The organism is Amniculibacterium aquaticum, assembly GCF_003852705.1.
In the GTDB taxonomy this organism is placed as follows: Bacteria; Bacteroidota; Bacteroidia; order Flavobacteriales; family Weeksellaceae; genus Amniculibacterium; species Amniculibacterium aquaticum.
This window is the reverse complement of sequence record NZ_REFA01000004.1, coordinates 1-21,236: the sequence shown is the minus strand read 5'-3', so window position 1 is coordinate 21,236 and position 21,236 is coordinate 1. Positions and strand designations below refer to the sequence as shown.

Here is a 21,236-nt window from a genome sequence, read left to right as displayed (position 1 = left end):
ATGTTGAAAAAATTAAATTGGGGACATGGCGTTGTGATTGCCTTGTTACTCTTTATGGGGTTCATCCTATTCATGGTATTGATATTCCCCAACGGGAAGCAAAATTCGGAAATGGTTTCGGATAATTATTATGAAGATGAAATGCAGTATCAAAAAGTAATTGATGCTAAAAACAATGCAGAAACTCTAGAAGAAAAACCTTCTTATACCGAACTTTCTGAAGGAATAAAAATACAATTTCCTAGTAAAATTGTACCGGATACTCAATCAATTCATTTTAGCCTGTTCAGGACCGATGATAAAAATTTAGACATTAACAAAGAGGTTGGTTTGGACAACAACCAAGCATTTGTGATTCCAAAAGAAGTTTTGGTCTCGGGTTCTTATACTTTAAAAGTGAAATGGTCTGTTGATAAAAAAGAATATCAAGTGGATTACGATGTTTTATGGAAATAGCACTTGTAATATCGGCTTTAGCTCTAGGTTTTGCATCAGGGTTTCACTGTATTGGGATGTGCGGGCCTATTGCACTTTCCTTGGGGCTGACAAAGTCTCAAGCCATAAATTATTACCTTCAAAATTTGACCTACCAGTTCGGGAGAATTGTTTCGTATTCTTTTTTAGGAGCGGTATTGGGTATTGTGGGACAAGGGTTTGAAATGGCAGGATTCCAAAAGTACCTAACTGTTTTAGTGGGAGTTCTTTTAATTTTAATGGCTGTTTTTTCCTTTGGGGGTAAAGATTTTGCATCAAAAATTCCTTTTCTTACCCATATATTGTTCTCTGTGAAAAAAAACTTGGGACAATTGCTGCAAAAAGCAGACTATAAATCCAGATTTCTAACCGGTATTCTCAACGGATTTCTTCCATGTGGAATGGTCTATATGGCTCTTACGGCCTCTCTAGCAGCTGGTGGAATATGGCAGAGCGCTTCTTTTATGGCTCTTTTTGGGTTGGGCACGCTTCCGTTTATGTTTGCCGTAGTATTAATCGGTAATCTAATGACACAGGCTTTTAGAATTAAAGTTTTGAAGATAATCCCTTTTATAATGATTGTTCTTGGCGGACTGTTTGTCGTTCGAGGTTTGGAGTTGGGAATCCCTTATCTCTCTCCAAAAGCCGAAGCTTTGCATTTGCACAAAGATCATGATCATCCAGGCGAACATCAAGAGAATTGTCATTAATACAAAAATAAAATCCCTTTGAAATCGTAATTCAAAGGGATTTTATTTTTTATTTTTCTATGGCCAAATCGATCACCTCACTCATTGAATTCACAAAGTGAATTTTTATATTTTTCAAGTAATCTTGTTTTATTTCTTCAACATCTTTACGGTTGGCTTCACATAAAATGACTTCTTTTATTCCGGCTCTTGTTGCGGCAAGTAATTTTTCTTTGATACCACCAACAGGAAGCACTTTCCCTCTTAGGGTAATCTCACCGGTCATGGCAAGATGCGATTTTATTTTTTTATTTCTAAAACTGGACACCATAGAAGACAGCATGGCAATACCTGCAGAAGGTCCGTCTTTTGGTGTAGCTCCTTCAGGTACATGGACATGAATGTTTTTATTTTCTATAAGTTCTACCTCAATGCCCAAGTCCAGATGTTTGGCTTTTATATATTCTAAAGCAATGGTTGCAGATTCTTTCATGACATTTCCTAAGTTTCCGGTCATGGTAAGGTTGCCCTTACCTTTGCTCAAAATACTTTCGATAAATAAAATATCACCACCTACGGATGTCCATGCCAATCCGGTAACCACTCCAGGTACATTAGTGGTTTCAGAAAGGTTTTTAGGTCGTGGTACGCCTAGGATTTCATCAATTTTATCAACGGATATTTTAGGGTCAAAATCTTTTTCCATGGCGGTTTGTAGCGCTACCCATCGTGCTACTGCTGCAATTCTTTTTTCTAAAGTTCTCACGCCGCTTTCAGAGGTGTGGGCCTCGATGATGTGTTTCAATTCTGCATTCCCCAGTTTGAAGGATTTTGCATCCAAACCGTTTTCTTCTTGTTGCTTTTTGATAAGATGTCTCTTGGCAATCTCAATTTTTTCTTCTAAAGTATATCCTGCAATCTCAATCAATTCCATACGATCCAAAAGAGGAGTTTGGATGGAAGAAAGTGAATTGGCAGTGGCAATAAACATGACTTTAGAAAGATCGTAACCCATTTCCAAAAAATTATCGTAAAACGAATGGTTTTGTTCCGGATCCAAAACTTCTAAAAGTGCTGAACTCGGGTCTCCGTGTATGCCTTGTCCCAATTTGTCAATTTCATCTAAAACGATAACCGGATTGGAGCTGCCTGCTTTTTTTATGCTTTGTAATATTCTACCGGACATTGCTCCAATGTATGTTTTTCTATGTCCACGGATTTCGGACTCGTCGTGGAGACCTCCCAAAGACACACGAACATATTTCCTACCTAAGGCATCGGCAATGGATTTGCCTAAAGAGGTTTTTCCTACACCGGGAGGGCCTACCAAACATAAGATTGGAGATTTCATGTTGGCTTTCAGTTTTAAAACGGCCATGTGTTCCAAAATTCTTTTTTTGATATCCTCCAATCCAAAGTGGGCTTTGTCCAAGGTTTTTTGAGCTTTGTTGATGTCAAAAACATCTTGGGTATAAGTGTCCCATGGCAAATCGGTAAAGAAATCCAAATAATTTCTTTGGATGTTGTAGTCGGGGGAGTTGGGGTTGTGTCTTTGCAGTCGTTTAATTTCTTTCTGAAAATGCTCCTCAACTTCTACTGACCAATTTTTATTTTCGCCTTTCAGTTTCAGGTCTTCAACATCCGATTCCGGACCTCCTCCCAATTCTTCTTGTATGGTTCGGATTTGCTGATTCAGGAAGTATTCTCTTTGGTTTTTGTCCAGTTCTTTATTGGTTTTCTGGTGTATTTGATTGCGGAGTTCTAATTTTTTATAGTCTTCCAACATCATTTCATAGCATTTTTCAGCTCTTTTGTGGATTTGTTTTTCTTCCAACAAAATTTGCTTGTCCGAGGCATCAAAATTGGCATTGGTACAGATGAAATTCAGCATCTCTTCACCTTTAGCCATGTTGCTGATGGCAAAGTTGGCACCGTTTGGGATGTTAGGATCCAATTGTATAATTTTCAGAGCCAGATCTTTGATGTTCTCCAACAGGGCATCGTATTCTTCTTTATTTTTAGAAGCAGTATCGGTAAGTTTAGAGATTTCTGCACGGAAATACGGTTGGCTTTCAACAATTTTTTTTATTTTGAATCGTTGTATTCCTTTGGTGATCACCGTAGTGTTGCCATCCGGAAGTTTGATGGTTTTTATTACTCTTACGATGGTTCCTGTTTGATAAAGATCGCTGCCTTCGGGGTGCTCTACATTCGCGTTTTTCTGACTAACAATCCCAATCAGCTCGTTGTTTTTTTGAGCTTCTTGTATTAGTTTTTTACTTTGTTCGCGCCCAGCAGTTATGGGGATTACTATTTTAGGAAACATCACCAAATTTCTTACCGGCAAAATCGGAAAGGTGCTTTGCTTTATGTTTTTGTCATCGGTGGTTTGATCTTTTAGATCTATTTCTTCTGTCACAATGCTGAACCCATCGGTAAGGATATCATCAAAGTCGATGTCATCAAATTCTATCATAATTAACTGACAATTTGTCTATATTGTTGTTTTGAATATAAATCTCCCACTCCCAAATTGTTTGGGAAGCCGTGTTGGTCGAGACTTAAGCTGTATATGCTCAATTCTTATGCCACAGGAGTCGGTAAGACAATTTTACATGTTTTTTAAAAAAAACAGATCGCTAAAAACCCAAGAAAATCCATCTCAGAATTGAAATGGATTTTCTTGGGTTTGAAAACAGTAAACTATTTGTAAACTTTGTTTTGATTGTCGATGTAGTAAAAGCGATGTCCGTCTTTGGAAACTTCAAATAAACTTGCCAATTTCCAACTGTAATTTCTTTTGATATCGGCATAGTCAAAAGGAACAATGATGTTGTTGTTGATGTCGATGATGCCAAATTTATTTCCTTTGCCTGCAATCAACATGGGGTTTTCCAAATCATTGCCTTCCAAAACATGAATCATATCGTACTCAGGCTGTATTTTGAATTCCTGCTGATGTTCGTCTTCTGTGTATTTGTCATATTCAATCAATCCGTATTTGCCGTTTACGATGTAGGCCAAATAATGTTGCTTTTGATAATTGCTAATGCATTTTCCTAAATCGTCGTCTTTGAAAGTGTAAACTTTATTGCCGTCTTTATCAATTCGGTATTGGTTGTTGCCGAGCTGAACGGATGCATAGTCCGAACTTCCAAACTTCCGAATGCTTTCATTTGGGGAATTAAGTATCCTGCATTCTTCTGCAAAAAAGCAAACATTGTTATACACGATCGGAATGGCAATGGATCCATTTTGATCTTTGAAGCCATATTTCCCTTTTTGTTGAAAAGGGATTAACGAAGCAACGGGATAACCGATCGTTTGACGATTCGTTTCCACACGGTTGGTGGTTGAATTTTTATTCATCATTTGTGTGTCTGCACCTCTCGTAGGGACTAAACTAGCAATTTGTGCCGATAGAGAAGCACTGAAAACCACCATTACAAGTAAACTAATTTGTTTCATTCCAATGGGTTTTAAGTTGATACAAAGGTACTTTTATTTTCAATTTTACCATAAGGGTTTTAACTGAACTTTCTTGTAGAATGTGTTTAAAAATCATTCAATTGTTGAAGTTGAATTAATTGAATTTTACTTTTGGATGAAATATTAGATTAAATTTTTATAATCTCTTAAAAATGTGTATTTTCGCACACTATATAAAAAATGATAATATAAAATGGCAGTTTTAACTGAGATTAGAAACAGACCGTGGCTGTTGATGGGTACTATTGTTATTGCACTTCTTGCATTTTTAGTAAACCCAGACAGCATTGATAAAGTCTTTGGGCAAAACCCAGATGTCCTTGGGAAAGTAAATGGAGAAAAAATTACCAGAGAAGAGTATCAAGATCAACTCTTCGTATTGCAACAGCAAGCTCAACAACAAGGTCAGCCAACGACCGGTTTGGAAGAGCAAGCGTGGCAGTTTATGGTACAAAGCAAATTGATCAAACAACAATTTGAGAAAATGGGCTTCAAAATGACCGACGAATTGTTCTGGTCCATGTTGCCTTCAGATCCTATGTTTGCACAAAATCCTTCGAACTTTGACGAAAAAGGAAATTTCAAACTTCAAGACATCAAAAAACAAATTGAAGAAGCTAAAAATTCTAATCCAGAGGTATATAACGGTTGGTTGAAAACCAGAAAATCCATGGAGTATAGAATGATGGCCAACATGGTTTTTAATAACCTAACTGCCGGTATCACAACGGGTAAAAAAGAGGCCGAAGAAATGATGAAGCAAAAAGACCAAGTTGCTGATATTGATTTCGTGAAAGTTAACTACGATGAGTATTTGAAAAAAAATCCTATTAAAGTTACCACTGAAGATCTAAAAAACTATATCGACAAACATCCTCTTCGTTTCAAATCCGAACCGAGTAGAAATATGGGAGTTGTTTTGTTCCCAGCACAAGCAAGTGCAAAAGATGAGGAAGTTATTTTGAAGGAAATGAACAAGTTGTTGTCTGTTGGTTCTGACGCCAGTGGTGGCAAGGAAAACTTCCAAAATACAACCAGCGACTCCTTATTTGTTGATGCCAACTCTGATGTAAGGTTCAACCCTTCGTACATGAATGCCAATATGCTACCGGCTGCAATCAAAGATCAAGTGCCAACAGCAAATATTGGTCAAATTTTTGGTCCGTACAAAGAATCCGGATATTATGTTTTGTCTAAATTGGTAGGTAAAAAACCATCTGACTCTACATTGTCCAGCCACATATTAATCGCTTATAAAGGTGCAGATCGTTCTACTGCAACTCGTACAAAAGAAGAAGCAAAAGCCATCGCCGATAAAATTTTAGCAGAAGTAAAAGCAGATCCTGCTAAATTTGAATTGGAAATGAAACAATCCGATGAACCAAATGCCGTAGAAAGAAAAGGAAGTGTGGGATGGACAACGCCAGAATCTCCATTTGCACCAGGTTATTTGAGCTTCTTGGCAAACAATGCTAAAGGGAATTATGGACTTGCAGAAACCTCTTTTGGATATCACATCATTCATGTTGATGATAAAAAATCCGGATCCATGGGGTACAAAGTGGCGAATGTAGCTAAGTTGATCAAGCCGTCTGCAACCACAGAAAGCGATATCGATAAGAAAGCCAGAAGGTTTATCCAACAAATTCAAGGAAAATCATTCAACGATTTTGAAAACTTGGCAAAAAAAGACAATTATGCATTCAGCAATCCAAAATCTGTGAAAAGATTTGACGGATCTATCCCAGGATTAGGAACCGATAAAGATGCTGAAATTACGACTTGGGCTTTTGATAAAAATAGAAAAGAAGGCGATACAGAATTCTTTACTGTGGACGGAACAGGAGACAGAATTGTTGTGATCCTGAAAGGCATCCAAAATAAAGGTGCTGTAAATCCTGAAAATGTTAGAGACCAAATTGAGCCTATCGTAAAAAATCAATTGGCTGCAAAAAAGATTTCCGAAAAATTGGCTTCTGCTAAAATTGCATCTTTGGATCAAGCGGCTAAATTATTTGGAACAAGCATTCAAAATGCACAAGTTAATCTAATCAACCCACAAGTTGCAGGTTCTATTGAGCCTAGAGTGGCTGGAGCGGCATTTGGTGTTGCGAAAAATAAAGTATCTAACCCAATCGAAGGGAATACAGGAGTATTTGTAGTACTTAAAAAGAACGAAGTGGTTAACAAGCAGCCGGGAGATCTAAAGCAAATGGTACAATCCATTACACAGCAAAATGCTCAGTTCTTCGGACAAGGATTTATCAAGTCACTTCAAGATAACGCCGATATCGAAGATTATAGAATAGAAATTTGGGGTAAAACTGCAACTCAACAATAAGATTCTATTTTTAAATATATAAAAAAACAGACTTCAATTTTTTTGAAGTCTGTTTTTTTTTGTGACGAATTTTTTGGATTGCTTATTCATTAGAAATCTCGAACAAAGAATCGTATTTGTCTCCCAGTTTTTTTCTGAGTCTTTGTTTTGCTTTTTTTACAGCATCGGCACTAATGCCCAAGATGTTTTGTATCTCTTTAGTATTGATGCCTAATTTTAATAGAATGATTAATCGTAAGTTCGACTCTGTCAGATCTTCAAATTGGGTGGTTAGGTATTCAAAATAGTCGGGATAGGCTTCCATGAAGGTCTTTCTGAATCGAAACCAATTTTCGTCCGTCATCAAATGGGATTTCAATAACTTTTGCAAATCGTTTATTTTTTCATTTTTATGAAATGTGCTGCTTTTTTCTAGAGAATTTATTTTTTTGTTTAATGTTTCTATATGTTGGTTCTTTTCATTGAGATACTGAAAGTAGGAGTCGATAGAGTGGTGGGCAGCTTTCAGCTTGTTCTCCGAGTTTATTTTATCGATTTCGGCCGTTAATAAAATGTTTTGATGTTCCGTTTTTTCAATTTTAAACTTTCTATTGATGTTTATGAATGTAAGAGTGGATAAAACCAAAACAAAAACCAAAACAAGAATTAAGATTTTGTTGTTTGTATTGATTTCTTTTAGTTTGGACTTCTCATTTTCCATTTGCAAGTTTACAGCGGATAATTGAGCGTGATACTGTGTGTTGGTTATGCTTTCAGGACCGTCGGTATGGGAAAGGTCTTTTTTTAATAGTTCAATTTTTCTTCGGTATTTCAATTCATTTATCGTATCGTTTGTTCTCATAGCGATGCCTTTTAGAAGTATTAGGATTTCCAATTCAGAGGATTTGAAATACGATTTGCTTTCTGCGATTTTTATGGCTTCATGGAGCAAGCTGTCCGATTTTTTTATGTTTTGTTTTGCCTCATAGGCTTTGGATAGCTGTATCAACGCAAACATGGTGTTTTGCTTGGCCTGGTGTTTTTTAGACAGTACGACATCTTCATTTAATAAGGCTATGGCTTTGTCCACTTGCATTTCATCGATATAGATTTGGGACAAGTTGCCGTATATTTTTCCTATTCTTAGCTCGTCGTTGTAGGTTGTTGCAATTTTAAGGGCTTTATTAAAGCTTTTTTCTGCAAGTTCTTTTTTATTTTGTTTTAAGTAAATGATGCCCACATTGTCATAAAGAGAACTTAGTTTTTGATGTTCATGAGTGACATTTATGGCTTTTTGTAAATAGATTTGTGCTTCTTTGTACTGTTGGATGGTCATGTAATAATACCCCAAAAACTGATAAGTCTCATCGGAATAGATGATGTTGTTTTCAGAAGTTTTTTCAATTAAAAAAGTAAGATCGATAACAACCGGTAAGGATCTGGGCATGTTTCGGAATTGATACAAGTACTGTGCATAGTTCAGTTTTGCAAAGATTTCTAAACTTGTAAGATTGTGCTTTTTTGCCAAAACGATTGACTTCTCAAAATAATCGTTTGCCTTCGGAGTTTCTTTGTCCCAAAGTTTAGTTTCCTTGTTACCAAGTTCAATAAGATGTATGCATTTCTCTTCAACCTCATTTAGTTTTACATTTTTGTTCTGGTCGTTTTCTTCTTTCTTTCCGTTCAGGTAAGTTTCGTAATCGGCAACCGTAGTTTCTTTTTTGGAAGTACATTGAACCGTTAAAAAAAGCCAACCATAAAGCAATATGGAAAATAAAATAAGGGTTGAGACTTTTATTTTTTGAAATATTTTCACAGAATTTAGTTTAGTTTTGTAAAAGTACAGCAATATTTTTAAACTTTTCCTAGGTCAAATGTATGATTTTTCAAAGACTTAAAATGTTGAAAATCAACACAATATGAATGTGAAAATTTCTGTCCCCCTTTTGTCCCTCATATAATTTCATGAAAATGTGATTATGAACATATATTTGTTGCAAGAACTAATAACCATTAGCTTTTAATTGCAACAACCCAAAACGACACAAAACACAGAATGATGAAAAATCTGTTGCAGTTATGAAATTCCAAGAGACAACTTTTTGTTTGTCTCTTTTTTTATGCACTACCCTTCGCTTTGTAAGGGTGTTGGCTTATTTTTAATTCTTCTAAATTCTAAAATCAGTATATTTGCGGATTATAAAATTTTTAATAGTGAAATTTAGCAAAGAAATAAAAGCCGGATTAATAGCCGTTCTAGCCATCGTAAGCTTCGTCGTTCTTTTTCAATTTATGAAGGGGAAATCCTTTTTTTCTACCGATAATACTTTCTATGCTCAGTTTGATGATGTGGGCGGTTTGGCAACTTCCAGCAAAGTGTCCATCAACGGATTGGGGGTTGGACAGGTCGATGAAATAAAACCGATTACCAACAAAGAAGGAAAAATAAGCTTTGTAGTCAAAGTTTTGATCAAAGACAATTTTTCTTTTTCAAAATCATCTACTTTAGAAATTTATGAACCGGGAATGATGTCCGGTAAGGAAGTGAAAATCAATGTGGTGTACGGTGGAGATATGGCAAAAAGTGGCGATACTTTGAAAGGCGGAAACGAACTTTCACTGATGTCCAGCCTTGGCGAAAAAGCAGGCCCTATTTCCGATCAACTTCAACAAGCTTTAAAAAGAGTTGATTCTTTAGCCAGCAATGCCAATAAAATACTTGATGATAAAAATAGAGCTGAAATTCGTGCCCTCTTAATTAACCTAAACAGAACCGTTGCCGGCTTTGAGACAACTTCGAAACAAGTGAACAGCATGTTGGCAAGCAACGATCCTAAGTTGCAAAAACTTTTGGAAAGTGCCGATAAAACCATGGTTACCACCAATTCTGCAGTCGAAAAATACGGAGATTTAGCTAAAAATATCGACACGAAAAAACTGAACGATGCCGTTGCTAACTTGGATGCATCAATCGGTAAACTGAATACCGTTATTTCCGGCATACAAAATGGCGAAGGAAGTCTTGGAAAACTCGCAAAAGATGAACAACTTTACCAAAATATTAGCCAGGCTTCTGCCAACCTTAACAATTTGTTGATCGATCTAAAAGCCAACCCAAAAAGATACATCAACATCTCTGTTTTCGGAAAAAGTACTAAAGACTAAAACCCTCACGATATGCAATATCTAGATAATATTTTATTCGTAATCCTCCTTGTTCTAGGATTTGGATTGTTTTTAAAAGGCCTAAAAGAAATTTACCGAAACATCCAATTGGGAAGACCCGTCAACCGAAGTGATAGACGAAAAGAAAGATGGCAAACCATGTCCCGTGTTGCATTGGGGCAAAGTAAAATGGGAAAAAGACCCATTGCTGGATTTCTCCATGTTTTGGTTTATGTTGGTTTTGTAATCATCAACATCGAGCTGGTCGAAATTATTATCGACGGTACTTTTGGTACGCACCGCTTTTTATCGACCCTTATGGGGCACACCCTTTACGGTGCATTTACCGCAACATTAGAAGTGTTAGCACTTTTGGTATTGGTGGCCGTGGTTTTATTTTTTATCCGCAGAAATATTCTTCATGTAAAAAGGGTGAGCTCAACCGCAAAGGATTTGCAAGGATGGGCCATTAGCGATGCCAATATTATTTTGATCATAGAATTTGCTCTGATGATGGCATTCTTCAAAATGAATTCAGCCGATTTCTTATTGCAACAGAGAGGCGTTTTCCACGAAGTGGGTTCTTTTCCAATCTCTCAATTGTTCATGGTACCTATTTTTGACGTCTTCAACTTCTCAGACGGTTTCTTGATGTTTGTGGAAAAAGGAGCTTGGTGGTTTCACTTTGTAGGAATTTTGGTGTTTATGAATTACTTGTATTTTTCCAAGCACTTGCACATCATTTTTGCATTCCCGAATACTTGGTATGCCAATTTGGAGCCGAAAGGAAAGTTCAATAATTTGGAATCCGTAACCAAAGAAATAAAACTGATGATGGATCCCAATGCAGATCCGTATGCTGCACCTGCTGCAGATGCAGAACCGCCTGCCAAATTTGGAGCCGAAGATGTGTTCGACCTCAATCAGGTACAATTGCTCAATGCGTATTCTTGTACAGAGTGCGGTCGTTGTACTTCATCTTGTCCAGCAAATATTACCGGGAAAAAACTATCACCACGAAAAATTATGATGTCCACCAGAGATCGTATCGAAGAAGTGGGTAAAAACATCAATAAGAATGGAAAATTTGTGGATGATGGCAAAAAACTTTTAGGAGATTATATCACCAAAGAAGAGTTGTGGGCATGTACCAGCTGCAACGCATGTGTCGAAGAATGTCCCGTTCTTATCGATCCTCTTTCAATTATTTTGGAAATGCGTCGTTTCATGGTTATGGAACAATCCGCTGCACCACAAGAACTAAACTTGATGATGTCCAATATAGAAAACAATGCGGCTCCTTGGCAATATAACCAAGCCGACCGATTGAATTGGGCCAACGATTAATCTGTTTGTACCTTTGTAACCACGCTACGCAAACCCATTGGTGCAGTTGCAACGGTACATTTTCAAATGAATAAATTGACAAATTTTAAAAAATGGATTTCAAGATAAAAACAATGGCAGAATATGCTGCCGAAGGTAAAATGCCAGAAGTACTGTTCTGGGTAGGTTGTTCTGGAAGTTTTGATGACAGAGCAAAAAAAATAACCCGTGCTTTTTGTAAAATACTTAATCATATTGGTGTAGAGTTCGCTGTACTGGGACAAGAAGAATCCTGTACCGGCGATCCCGCAAAAAGAGCAGGAAACGAATTTGTATTCCAAATGATGGCGATGACCAACATCGAGATTTTGAATGCTTACGATGTGAAAAAAATCGTAACCGCTTGTCCACATTGCTTCAATACCATCGGGAACGAATATCCTGAATTGGGTGGCAAATACGAAGTTCTTCATCATACACAGTTCCTTAAAAATTTAATGAACGAAGGTCGATTGAAAATTGAAGGCGGAAAATTTGAAGGTAAAAAAATAACCTTCCACGACCCTTGTTATTTGGGAAGAGCCAACGGCGAATACGAAGCTCCAAGAGATCTTTTGTCTAAATTGGATGCCGAATTGGTCGAAATGAAAAGGTGCAAAAGCAGCGGACTTTGTTGTGGTGCCGGTGGTGCACAAATGTTTAAAGAACCGGAAAAAGGGGACAAAGACATCAACATCGAAAGAACGGAAGAAGCTCTCAATGAGAAGCCGGACATCATTGCAACAGGTTGTCCTTTCTGCAACACCATGATTACAGACGGCGTGAAGCATTTCAATAAAAATGACGAAGTTGAAGTAAAAGATATTGCAGAACTTTTGGCCGAAGCCGAAGATTTGTAAACCAACGAATCTCATGACACATTCCAAGAAATCTAGGTTTCTTGGTTTTTTTAATAAATATTCAGTTTGAAAAAATGAAAATAGAAGAATCCAGCATTGTAGAAACCAACGATTATAAAGTGATTATCTATCCTGCATCTCGTAAGATGAAAGCAAAAGAAGTGAAGGAAATTACCGAAAAATTATTCGACTTTCTTCCCCGATGGAATGCTCACGGAAAACCCTTGTCTTCGTCTTTTAAAATTGATTTTTCACAATTCATCATCATCACTGTAGATGAAGAAAATGTGCAAGTGTCCGGATGTTCTGTGGATGCCCTAAATGCATTGATGAAGGACATCGATAAAGAATACAATTTGGGACTCTTTGATAGAATGAAGGCGTGCTATCTGGAAAACAATGAGGTGAAAACCCTCAATCTGAACGATTTTAGATTGGCGGTTAAAAACAAAGAAGTTTCAACTGAAATTGAAGTTTTCGATTTTTCAAAAGATTCGTATGTCAACTATCTCTCCGATTTCAAACTGCCTCTCAGAAGAAGTTGGGCAGGGATATATTGGGACTAATCGTTCAACTTATAATAGATTTAACCTTTCTAAATAATAATTTGGAAAGGTTTTTTTTATAAAGATGTTAAAAAAATATTAATATTAAGATTTACCTTATCAAAACAAAGTAGAAAGCCCTAAATTGCAGTGATTTTGAATGAAGAATGAAGAGAAGTATCATAATGTTTTTGCTCGGGTTTTCCATCATCACCTCTTGCAAAAAAGAAGAAAACTACATCGAAGAAAGCAAAACAAAACTCCCTAATTTTGGAAATGTAAATTTGGATAAAGTCTTTTCCGAAAAGGAAAGCCGCCTGTCCAATGCCGATTCGATAATTCCATACATCAACAATTATTACCAGAAAGTTTGGGAGAAAGGTGACCTAAGCGGTTCTTTTTTGGTAGCCAAAGGCGATCGGATTATTTCTGAAAAATACAGAGGCTTTGCCAGAGAAAACGGAACGGCCATCAATGCCAATACAGCACTTCATGTGGCATCCGTTTCTAAAACCATGACGGCAATGGCGGTTTTGAAGCTTGCCGATGCAGAAAAAATTGATATCAACGATCCCGTTACCAAATTTTTCCCACAATTTCCATACAAAAAAGTAACGGTTTTCCATCTTTTAAGTCAAAGGTCGGGATTGCCAAAATATGAAAATTTTATAGAAACCATCACACCTCAGCCCGAAGAATTGTCCAAACCTTACCTAAGCAATAAGGATATTCTCAACCTGATGATCAAGTACAAACCCGATTTGGCTCGAGAAACCAACACGGGATTCATGTATTGCAACACCAACTATGCCCTGTTGGCTCTTATTGTAGAAAAAGTGACCGGTGTCTCATTTCCACAAGCCATGAAAGAGATGGTTTTTGCACCTCTAAAAATGAAAAATTCTTTTATTTTCAGAGAAAAGGACATCCCTTCTGCAGCGCAATCGTTCTACAATCGTGGGAACCGACTGTATCCATTGGATCGTTTGGATCTAATCTATGGCGACAAAAATGTGTACACCACACCTCGAGATTTGCTGAATTTTTCAAAAGCACTGTACTCCAAAAATTTTGTTAAATCGGATCTTAAGAAAATGATCTTCCAACCCTACAGCAACGAGAAAAAAGGGATAAACAACTACGGTTTGGGCTTTAGAATGAAAATTTTTGATAACGGTGAAAAACTGACCTACCACAACGGATGGTGGCACGGTACCAATTCTGTTTTTGCCCATCTTCTAAAATCCGATGTGACCATCATTGCCATCGGGAACAAATATTCCAACCGTGTGTACACAGCATTGGCTCTGTCAGGTTTGTTTGAAGATTTCCCGTTGGAAAAATCGAGACTGAGTAAGATTATGAACGATACTGGTTTGGAAAAAGACAGTGCGACTGACAATGCAAACGGAGAATAATTTCTAAATTTGCGAAATGAAGAATTTTCTTTTCCTAATTGTCGTTTCAACATTTCTCATTTCTTGTGCTCGAGTGGGTTCGCCGGTCGGTGGGAAAAAAGATTCCCTGGCTCCGAAGTTTTTGTTTTCTAACATCGACAGCTCAAAGGTCAATGTTCCTGCATCTACCAAAGAGCTTAGGTTGTATTTTGACAAATACATCACCCTGAAGGACATTACAAAAAACCTGACCATTTCGCCTCCCATAAAAAATATTAAAAAGATTTTGCCAAACAGTTTGGCCAATAAATACATCTTGGTACAATGGGAAGATAGCCTAAAAGCCAATACCACCTACAATTTCAATTTTGGTAATGCCATTGCCGATAACAACGAGGGCAATGTACTTTCCTATTTTAACTACGCATTTTCTACAGGCGATCATTTGGACGATTTGTACATCAGTGGAGAGGTCAAAGATGGACTGAAAATAAAGGACTCTAAGGAGTCTAAGCCCATTGTGGTGGGGCTGTATCCCGATAGCGACAGCATCGATTACAAACAAAAACCGTATTACATCACCAAAGCAGATGACGACGGCTATTTTGAACTGAATTACCTTTCGCCAGGAACCTACAAACTGATTGCTTTTCAAGATGAGAATGCCAATTCTGTCTACGATTCGGGAAAAGAAAAAATCGGTTTTATTAAAGAAGCTTTACACATAGAAAAAAGTATTTCCGGATTGAAACTGGCGGTTTTTCCATCCAAAAAGCAGGTGAAATTTAAAGAAGCAAAAGCAGTTTTGGGCGGTGTTTTGTTCCTGTACGAAGGACATCCGGAACATGTAAAAATAGAATCGCTGACGGAAAAACTAAAAGAGTATCGTGTGAGCCACCTGCCAAAATCCGATACCGCGATGGTCTGGTTTGATGCCAAAACTCAAAATATTGGAGTGGATAGTCCGGAAGGAATAAAATTTTCTTACCAAGCCGATGCGCAACCCCAAAAAGAAACTTCCATTACCTATCGTTATCAATCCAAAGACGATTTAACTTTGAATAGCGAAGAAACGGAATTGGCTCCCAATGAAGATTTTAAAATAAATTCTAATTATTTTGTAAAAGAACTGAACACCGAAAAGTGGTCGTTGAAAGTAGATAGTCTTATTACTCAAGCTTTTACAGCAACGGTATCACCTACCAATCCTTATCAAATCCTTGTGAAATCCGATTTCAAATCCGGGAAAAAATACCAACTCACGGTACCTAAAGAAACGATTTCTTCTTTTTACAAATCAAATTCCAAATCCTATCTTTGGGACATTTCTGCGGATGGAATAGAACAATACGGAAAGCTGACCGTTAACCTATCACCAGTACCTGCTGTGCCTTTTTGGGTGAAATTGTTTGACTCGGCCAATACCGTAAAATACAGCAAAAAAGCAGAAACTAGTGAGGTGGTCTTTGATATTGTGAAACCGGGAACTTATTTCATGAAAATTTTTATTGATGAAAATAAAAATGGGCAATGGGACGAAGCCGATTTTGAAACACAAACCCACGCCGAACCAGTAAAAATCTATTACAAACCGGTTTTGGTAAAAGCACTTTGGGAAATGGTAGAACCTTGGGATCTGAACGACAATCGCACCTTGGAAACTTCGTCAACAGAGGCGAATTCCGGATTGGGTACAGAGGCGAAGGATAGGGCAAAACCACAAAACCGCCCCGTTCATAACAACCAGCCTAAAAGAGAGCCTGGAAAATTAAAAATGAAAAATTAATGAAAAAATTAGTTAAAATACTCGTTATACTTGTTGTTATTTTTGGTCTAATGCAATTGGTACCTGTAGATAAAGTAAACCCACCGGTAAAGGTTTCAGAAAATTTTGTTTCGGTTTTCAATACGCCGAAAAATGTTCAAGAAATTCTGAAGTCGGCTTGTTACGACTGCCATTCCAACGAGACCATTTATCCGGATTATGCCAAAATAGCTCCTGTGTCTTGGGCCATAAAAGATCACATCAACGAGGGTAGGGAGCATCTTAATTTTTCCATTTGGACCACCTACAATCAGGATCTAAAAAGAAATATGTTGGAAAGCAGCATTGCCGATTTGGAACAAAACCGAATGCCCATTGCAGGATATACGGTTTATCATCCTGACGCCAAATTGAACGATGCCCAGAAAAAAGTGTTGATTAACTATTTCACCGATATTTTAAAGTCGGAAAAGTATTAAGATCATTAATTCTAATCAAAATTATTTATGATAAAAGCAGATGTACTCGTAATCGGTTCTGGGATTTCAGGTCTTTCGTATGCCATAAAAATTGCGGAAAAAATGCCGGAAGCACACATCATTATCGTAACCAAATCCGATGAAGACGAAAGCAATACCAAATATGCACAAGGCGGATTGGCGGTAGTGACCGATTTTGATAACGATAATTTTGAAAAGCATATCGAAGATACCATGCGTGCCGGAGACGGAGAAAACAACCGTGCCGTGGTCGAAATGGTCATCAAAGAAGGCCCTGCCCGTTTCCAAGAATTGGTGGATTGGGGTACCCGATTCGATATGGATCAGGACAGCCATTATAAGTTGGGCAGAGAAGGTGGACATACAGAAAATAGAATTGTTCACCACAAAGACATCACCGGTTTCGAAATAGAAAGAGCTTTGCTTGCCACCATCAACCGATCCAAAAATATTGAAATTCTGGACCACCATTATGTCATCGATTTACTTACCGAACACCATGTTCCCGGGAAAACTTTTGATGATAGAGAAATCAATTGCTACGGTGCTTACATCTTGGATGAAAGAAATAAAAAAATAAAGAAAATTACTGCCAAAATAACATTAGTAGCAACGGGCGGTGCCGGTCATGTGTACAAAAATACCACCAACCCGATTATTGCCACCGGCGATGGTATTGCCTTTGTCCACAGAGCAAGAGGCAAGGTGAGCAACATGCAGTATTTGCAATTTCACCCAACAGCCATGTATTCTAAACACGATGGCATGTTGTTTTTGATCTCGGAAGCGGTGCGTGGCGACGGCGCAAAACTCCGTACAAAAGACGGAAAACCCTTCATGCAAAAATACGACGAAAGGCAAGAGTTGGCTTCCAGAGATATTGTAGCACGAGCCATTGACAACGAACTGAAAATTTCCGGTGACGAGTATGTTGGTTTGGATTGTCGTGAAATGAATCAAGAAAAATTCACAGAACACTTTCCCAATATTTACAAAAAATGCATGTCCGAAGGGGTGGATCCTTTCCAACAACTGATCCCCGTTGTCCCGGCCTGCCATTACCTGATGGGCGGGATAGAAGTGGATATGGACGGACAAAGTTCCATAAAAAATCTATTTGCCGTGGGCGAGTGTACCAATTCCGGATTGCACGGAGCCAATCGCTTGGCATCCAATTCTTTGTTGGAAGGTTTGGTTTTTGGACATAAGGCAGCGGTGAAAACTGTGGAATTGTTACAGGAAAACGACTTCAATTTCAACGACCTGAAAGCCATCCCCGAATGGAATGAAGAAGGCATGAAAATGATGGACGAAATGGTGATGGTCTCCTATCTAAGAAAACAATTGCAAGAAATGATGAGCGATTTGGTAGGGATAGTCCGTAGCAACTCCCGATTGGAATTGGCAAAGAAAAAACAATTCGAAATATACGAAGCCGTGAACGAGCTGTACAACTATTCCATCATGTCGCCACAACTTTCAGAACTTAGAAATTTGGTTAATATTTCTTATTTGATCATTAAGCAATCTCTGCAAATGAAGGAAAATAAAGGCGCTTTTTACAATAAAGACCTTACCGATCAAGCATTGATAAAAAAATAGTGGCAATATTGTCCACTATTTTTTTTGGAATGGTTATATTTGAAAATGGCTCAGATTGTAAAATTCAAGCCAAATTTAATAGCAGACACACTTCATGTATTGGGTTGTTATTGATTGGTGATTTCAATAGGATTTTCATTTGTGTGAAGGGCTTTAATCCTAAGTTCCTCATCTCTTATTAATTGTTGAAGCGTGGTTTCTGTACCTGGAACTTTATTGTTTAACATTTCTTTGGTCAATTGGCTTTTCATCATGGCAAATGGGTTTTGCGCATATTGAGAAATAGCTTTAGCAAATTTTATTTTTGGGACTGTTTTATAATTTCCTTTATCGATTTTTTTTAATTTTTCAATTTCAGAAAACTCTTGATAATTGGTAATTTTGTAGTTTCCAACAAGTTGCCAAATAAAATTTTTGGAGTTGTCTTCTATCTTAACGATTAATCCAGGCAAACCATGAAACTTGTAAGGGCCATCGCTAATTGGGATTTGATTGGTAAACCAAGCTATCCATTTTCTGCCTCCGAAGGTTAGGGTAGCCTTCTGACAATCATAATTGTTAATGTTTTCTTTAGAATTTTCGATTTTCCAGTCTAGATTTACAATTTCATTATAAGTTAAATATACTGGTAAAGTGCCACTTTCTAAAACTTCTATGAATGAAATTTCTTGGGAAGGCAATTTTTTAATCACCTTGTAAGATATTTTAGGGTTTTTTATTTTCTTTAATATCTCAGTAAAATTATTGGTCTCTTTTGCATTCTCAATTTTTATTTTCATTATGGAATCTTGAGAGGCATAAGTATAATCTTTATAAGTTGATTGTTTATCCAAAACATCGAGTACTGTTAATACATTCTCTAATTCTCTTGCATTTTTCTTTTGTTTGAATTTTAATTCATAAAAAAAACGATTGGCATTGGTTTGAGATAAAGCCAAATTAGAAAGAAAAAGGATTAATAAAATTGTTGTTTTTCGCATTTTATTTATAAATTGTTAATTTTCATTAGATTGTTTTTTACCAATTTGTACATCGATGGATATTCTACCATTATTCCAGAGTTTAATTGATTGTTAATGGTTGCATCTTCTATAAAATGATATTTTTCTAAGGGTATTTTTAGCGAATTACATTTTTTTATTAAAGCAGTTCTATAGCGAGTAGAAATCCAAAATTCATTTTTAGTAAAATGTTGACTTTGTCTATTGAGTTCTTTTAGTTTTTCTGTACAGGCAATACATTCTGAAGATAAAACCAATATGATTATTTGTTTCTTATTGTTTTGTTTGCTTTGTGTTTTTAGAAAAGACACTGTATGCGTGGTTTCTTTATAACACCCTAATAGCAGAAATAGAGAAACAATAAAGATTTTTTTTTTCATTTAAAACTCATTTTATTAAAATCAAAAGGGATTGCAGTGTCTATATTTACATTGTTTATTGGGTTGATGTAGGTGTTGTCATAAAAAGTTTCATTTTTAATACCATTATTTAGCCCTCTATATTGGTAGTTGTTTTCATAATAATGAAAATAGTATTTTCCATTATTTTTTTGATTAATAATCATCACATCATCTCTATCAATAAAAAATTTATAGGCTTTACTTTTTTCGTCAATGCTTGTATTTTGTGTGTTTTTTTTAGATTTTGAAAGCTTAAATATCCCCTCATAAATTCCAAAATCATCGGTATCAATTATTAAACTACCATTGTACAATCTATTTTCCTCTTTTTTTGGACTGAATTTTAGAATGTATTTTCCATCTATTTTCCAAATTTTGAAATCATACTTTTGGAATTCTCGTATTAAATTTAGAATTTGTATTTGTACTCTTGCAAAATGGATGAGAAAAACGGTATCATCAGCACCTCGTAATGGTATAAATTCTTCATCTTTGTACAGTATTTTTCTCTTTACTTTACCTGTGTCATTAAAAGCGGTGTTAGTGTAACTCACAAAATTAGGGTCGATATAGAAATTGTTTTTACTTTCCACAAACAATTCTTTTCCTTTTTGAAAAAAGATATTGTCAATGGTATAATAAGTTTTTTCTTTTGTGGCTAAAGACATTTTTAATGCATATTTTCTAACAGGCACATTCAAAGTTGTATCTCTTACCACCATGAAAACTTTGTTAAGTATTTGTTGGACATCAAACTTATCACTTTTAATCACGACCTCTTCTATTTTTGAGGTTCGGATGGAATCCATTTTTAGCTCTAAAGGTATGTTTTTGAATATGAAAACAGGATTGTCCAAACCATTTTTTATAAAATATACAGAATCGTTCGGACTCATATTGCCAATAACTGCTTTTCCTAAGGCATTAGTTTCTCCTATTTTCTTTTTTTGTGTATAGATTCCAACTTGAGATATTGCTTGTTTTTTCGCATCAACTATTGTAATGTTTTTGTCTTGAGCGTTAAATATTACAGTTGAAAAAATACATACAAAACACCAAATATTTTTTAAATTTCCTATCATTTCTTTGCTTTTTTAAATGCTAAAAGTTGCCCAAAAATATGGACAACTTATGCTCTAACGAAGAACTTTAACTTTAATTAACATTATAGTCTTGTGGTGGTGTAATTGTTTCTTTTACCCTACCAGTACAGTTTCTTATTTCAGTTCGTAGATATTGACCATTATCGTCCAATATATCGACAGTTACAGAACCAGTCCAAAAAGTAAGCCCTAATATACCCCATTCAACACAAGTATTTTTTGTTTGAATTTCTTTGTTTGCACTAACTAATTGTGGGGTAATTAGGGATAAAACCATAATTGAAGTAAATAATTTCTTTTTCATAGTATTTCTTTTAATTAATTTTGCAAAGTTGTAATTTGTTTTCAAAATTCACTATATCACACAGAATAAAATATATTTGTTAGAATAAAATATTCTTTTATTTCTTTTACCTTTGTAAAAATCAAAATAATGAACTTGTTTAAAGTAAAAAAATCGATAAACACCTTTAAAAAAAGGCGTTAATTATTTGTTTAAAAGACTGGTATTCAGTATATTAGAGGAAAAATAACTACAAATTTCTCTATGCAAAAGAATA

General features: G+C 36.2%; 18 protein-coding genes. 11 read left to right on the top strand and 7 right to left on the bottom strand.

Annotated features, from left to right (window positions below):
• Together EIY84_RS02690 and EIY84_RS02685 are read left to right on the top strand one after the other, a co-directional pair.
• Positions 1–456 (top strand): FixH family protein, encoded by a 456-nt coding sequence (locus EIY84_RS02690; protein WP_124640257.1) that lies wholly within the window; start codon positions 1–3, stop codon positions 454–456.
• Positions 447–1,184, top strand: coding sequence for a sulfite exporter TauE/SafE family protein (locus EIY84_RS02685; RefSeq protein WP_124640255.1), 738 nt, complete (start codon positions 447–449; stop codon positions 1,182–1,184). Before EIY84_RS02690 ends, EIY84_RS02685 begins: the two co-directional genes overlap by 10 nt.
• Before the next feature lie 49 nt (positions 1,185–1,233).
• Here EIY84_RS02685 and lon read toward each other — a convergent pair whose 3' ends face one another.
• On the bottom strand, positions 1,234–3,639 hold the full coding sequence (lon, locus tag EIY84_RS02680) for an endopeptidase La (RefSeq protein ID WP_124640254.1): 2,406 nt from the start codon (positions 3,637–3,639) through the stop codon (positions 1,234–1,236).
• Positions 3,640–3,866: 227 nt separating this feature from the next.
• Positions 3,867–4,631 carry a WG repeat-containing protein gene (locus tag EIY84_RS02675; RefSeq protein WP_124640252.1) on the bottom strand — a complete coding sequence of 255 codons (765 nt, stop codon included), beginning with the start codon at positions 4,629–4,631 and terminating at the stop codon, positions 3,867–3,869.
• 214 nt (positions 4,632–4,845) lie between these two features.
• On the opposite strand from EIY84_RS02675, the gene EIY84_RS02670 reads away from it, so the two are divergent.
• Positions 4,846–6,993, top strand: a complete 2,148-nt coding sequence (locus EIY84_RS02670) for a SurA N-terminal domain-containing protein (RefSeq protein WP_124640250.1) — start codon at positions 4,846–4,848, stop codon at positions 6,991–6,993.
• 82 nt (positions 6,994–7,075) lie between these two features.
• Here the strand turns inward: EIY84_RS02670 and EIY84_RS02665 are convergent, their stop codons facing one another.
• Positions 7,076–8,788 carry a tetratricopeptide repeat protein gene (locus EIY84_RS02665; protein ID WP_124640248.1) on the bottom strand — a complete coding sequence of 571 codons (1,713 nt, stop codon included), beginning with the start codon at positions 8,786–8,788 and terminating at the stop codon, positions 7,076–7,078.
• A 398-nt stretch (positions 8,789–9,186) separates the two neighbouring features.
• Here EIY84_RS02665 and EIY84_RS02660 point away from each other — a divergent pair, with 398 nt between their 5' ends.
• From EIY84_RS02660 to nadB, 8 genes are all read left to right on the top strand, one after another.
• Positions 9,187–10,137, top strand: coding sequence for an MlaD family protein (locus EIY84_RS02660; RefSeq protein WP_124640246.1), 951 nt, complete (start codon positions 9,187–9,189; stop codon positions 10,135–10,137).
• A 12-nt stretch (positions 10,138–10,149) separates the two neighbouring features.
• A complete protein-coding gene (locus EIY84_RS02655) occupies positions 10,150–11,484 on the top strand; it encodes a (Fe-S)-binding protein (protein WP_124640244.1) in 1,335 nt (444 codons plus the stop codon).
• A 92-nt stretch (positions 11,485–11,576) separates the two neighbouring features.
• Positions 11,577–12,362 carry a (Fe-S)-binding protein gene (locus EIY84_RS02650; protein WP_124640242.1) on the top strand — a complete coding sequence of 262 codons (786 nt, stop codon included), beginning with the start codon at positions 11,577–11,579 and terminating at the stop codon, positions 12,360–12,362.
• Positions 12,363–12,436: 74 nt separating this feature from the next.
• A complete protein-coding gene (locus EIY84_RS02645; protein ID WP_124640240.1) occupies positions 12,437–12,928 on the top strand; it encodes a hypothetical protein in 492 nt (163 codons plus the stop codon).
• A gap of 146 nt (positions 12,929–13,074) precedes the next feature.
• Positions 13,075–14,325 (top strand): serine hydrolase domain-containing protein, encoded by a 1,251-nt coding sequence (locus EIY84_RS02640; protein WP_124640238.1) that lies wholly within the window; start codon positions 13,075–13,077, stop codon positions 14,323–14,325.
• A 16-nt stretch (positions 14,326–14,341) separates the two neighbouring features.
• Complete coding sequence (locus EIY84_RS02635; RefSeq protein ID WP_124640236.1) at positions 14,342–16,090, top strand: Ig-like domain-containing protein; 1,749 nt, start codon at positions 14,342–14,344, stop codon at positions 16,088–16,090.
• The gene (locus tag EIY84_RS02630; protein WP_124640234.1) at positions 16,090–16,548 is read left to right on the top strand and encodes a heme-binding domain-containing protein; all 459 of its coding nucleotides are present in this window, start codon (positions 16,090–16,092) and stop codon (positions 16,546–16,548) included. The genes EIY84_RS02635 and EIY84_RS02630 overlap by 1 nt, the downstream gene beginning before the upstream one ends.
• Positions 16,549–16,575: 27 nt before the next feature.
• Positions 16,576–18,171 carry an L-aspartate oxidase gene (gene nadB / locus EIY84_RS02625; protein WP_124640232.1) on the top strand — a complete coding sequence of 532 codons (1,596 nt, stop codon included), beginning with the start codon at positions 16,576–16,578 and terminating at the stop codon, positions 18,169–18,171.
• A gap of 107 nt (positions 18,172–18,278) precedes the next feature.
• Here nadB and EIY84_RS02620 read toward each other — a convergent pair whose 3' ends face one another.
• The 4 genes from EIY84_RS02620 to EIY84_RS02605 all read right to left on the bottom strand — a co-directional run bounded on the left by EIY84_RS02620 (position 18,279) and on the right by EIY84_RS02605 (position 20,980).
• Positions 18,279–19,151 (bottom strand): GLPGLI family protein, encoded by an 873-nt coding sequence (locus tag EIY84_RS02620; protein WP_124640230.1) that lies wholly within the window; start codon positions 19,149–19,151, stop codon positions 18,279–18,281.
• A gap of 5 nt (positions 19,152–19,156) precedes the next feature.
• A complete protein-coding gene (locus EIY84_RS02615) occupies positions 19,157–19,552 on the bottom strand; it encodes a hypothetical protein (protein WP_124640228.1) in 396 nt (131 codons plus the stop codon).
• Positions 19,549–20,655: a hypothetical protein gene (locus tag EIY84_RS02610; protein ID WP_124640226.1), complete on the bottom strand. Its 1,107-nt coding sequence runs from the start codon at positions 20,653–20,655 to the stop codon at positions 19,549–19,551. The genes EIY84_RS02615 and EIY84_RS02610 overlap by 4 nt, the downstream gene beginning before the upstream one ends.
• Positions 20,656–20,728: 73 nt before the next feature.
• Positions 20,729–20,980, bottom strand: coding sequence for a hypothetical protein (locus EIY84_RS02605; RefSeq protein ID WP_124640225.1), 252 nt, complete (start codon positions 20,978–20,980; stop codon positions 20,729–20,731).
• Between the last annotated feature and the right edge of the window lie 256 nt (positions 20,981–21,236).